Raw genomic sequence first — 1,618 nt, 5'->3', positions numbered from 1 at the left:
ACCTGGCACCGCTCAACCAGCCGCACGTCGCACTTGTCGAGCCGCGCCACGCTGATCCGCTGACCCTCGTGCACTACAAGAAGGTGCTGGTGACCAAGGCAGCCGTCGCGCAGATCGAGGAGTTGCTGAAATGACGCAAGTAGCCAAGAACGATCATCGTTTGATGCAGGCTGCTCGCGCCGGTGGTTTCCGAAAAGGCAACCCTGGTCGCCGACAAGAATGAACAAGTCGTGTTCGAAGTGGCCCGCGATGCCAACAAGGCAGAAGTGAAGGCCGCCGTCGAACTGCTGTTCAAGGTCGAGGTGCAGTCCGTTCAGATCCTGAACCAGAAGGGCAAGCAGAAGCGCTTCGGCCGTTTCATGGGCCGTCGCAACCACGTGAAGAAAGCTTACGTGTCGCTGAAGCCGGGTCAGGAAATCAATTTTGAAGCGGAGGCCAAGTAATCATGGCACTCGTCAAGACCAAGCCGACTTCCCCGGGTCGTCGCTCGATGGTGAAGGTGGTCAACAAGGACCTTCACAAGGGCGCCCCGCACGCTCCGCTGCTGGAAAAGCAATTCCAGAAGTCGGGCCGTAATAACAATGGTCATATCACCACCCGCCACAAGGGCGGTGGTCATAAGCACCACTACCGCGTGGTCGACTTCAAGCGCAACGACAAGGACGGCATCGCCGCCAAGGTCGAGCGCCTGGAATACGATCCGAACCGCAGCGCCAACATTGCGCTGGTTGTGTTCGCCGACGGCGAGCGCCGCTACATCATCGCCACCAAGGGCATGGTTGCCGGCCAACCGCTGATGAATGGCTCGGAAGCGCCGATCAAGGCCGGTAACAACCTGCCGATCCGCAACATTCCGGTCGGTACCACGATCAACAACGTGGAAATGCTGCCGGGCAAGGGTTCGCAGATCGCACGTGCCGCCGGCGGTTCCGCCGTGCTGCTGGCTCGTGAAGGCCTGTACGCCCAGGTTCGCCTGCGCTCGGGTGAAGTGCGCCGCGTGCACATCGAATGCCGCGCCACCATCGGTGAAGTGGGCAACGAAGAGCACAGCCTGCGCGTCATCGGCAAGGCCGGTGCTACCCGCTGGCGCGGTATCCGCCCGACGGTGCGTGGTGTCGTGATGAACCCGGTGGATCACCCGCACGGTGGTGGTGAAGGCAAGACTGCTGCTGGTCGTGATCCGGTTTCGCCGTGGGGTACCCCGGCCAAGGGTTACCGTACCCGTAGCAACAAGCGCACGGACAGCATGATCGTCCAGAAGCGCCACAAGCGTTAATCGGTAGGTAGGAGCTAAAGATATGACTCGTTCCGCTAAAAAGGGTCCGTTCTGCGACGCCCACCTGCTGAAGAAGGTGGAAGTTGCAGTCAGCGGCAAGGACAAGAAGCCCATCAAGACTTGGTCGCGCCGCTCGACCATTCTGCCGGAGTTCATTGGCCTGACGATCGCCGTTCACAACGGCCGTCAACACGTGCCGGTGTACGTGACGGAAAACATGGTTGGCCACAAGCTCGGCGAATTTGCGATCACCCGCACGTTCAAGGGCCACGCGGCTGACAAGAAAGCGAAGAGGTAAGGTGCCATCATGGAAGTGAAAGCGATTCATCGCGGTGCCCGCTT

General features: G+C 60.3%; 2 protein-coding genes and 2 pseudogenes. All 4 read left to right on the top strand.

Annotated features, from left to right (window positions below; all coding sequences use genetic code 11):
• Positions 1–134 (top strand): annotated as a pseudogene (locus ACIP1U_RS32580) (50S ribosomal protein L4); the annotation flags it as partial.
• Positions 131–443: pseudogene (gene rplW / locus ACIP1U_RS32575) on the top strand (50S ribosomal protein L23). The pseudogenes ACIP1U_RS32580 and rplW, both read left to right, overlap by 4 nt.
• A 2-nt stretch (positions 444–445) precedes the next feature.
• Positions 446–1,276: a 50S ribosomal protein L2 gene (gene rplB, locus ACIP1U_RS32570; protein ID WP_400324062.1), complete on the top strand. Its 831-nt coding sequence runs from the start codon at positions 446–448 to the stop codon at positions 1,274–1,276.
• Positions 1,277–1,298: 22 nt separating this feature from the next.
• Entirely contained in the window at positions 1,299–1,574 is a 276-nt protein-coding gene (rpsS, locus tag ACIP1U_RS32565; RefSeq protein WP_029047585.1) for a 30S ribosomal protein S19, read from the top strand.
• Positions 1,575–1,618 lie beyond the last annotated feature (44 nt).

The sequence above is a fragment of the Cupriavidus sp. NPDC089707 genome, from assembly GCF_044748965.1.
Classification (GTDB): domain Bacteria; phylum Pseudomonadota; class Gammaproteobacteria; order Burkholderiales; family Burkholderiaceae; genus Cupriavidus.
This window is presented reverse-complemented; position numbering and strand designations above follow the sequence as displayed.

What these genes read in the sequence shown, in the direction of transcription:
- rplB (WP_400324062.1), top strand. Translation starts at nt 446, where the DNA reads ATGGCACTCGTCAAGACCAAGCCGACTTCCCCGGGTCGTCGCTCGATG.
- rpsS (WP_029047585.1), top strand. Translation starts at nt 1,299, where the DNA reads ATGACTCGTTCCGCTAAAAAGGGTCCGTTCTGCGACGCCCACCTGCTG.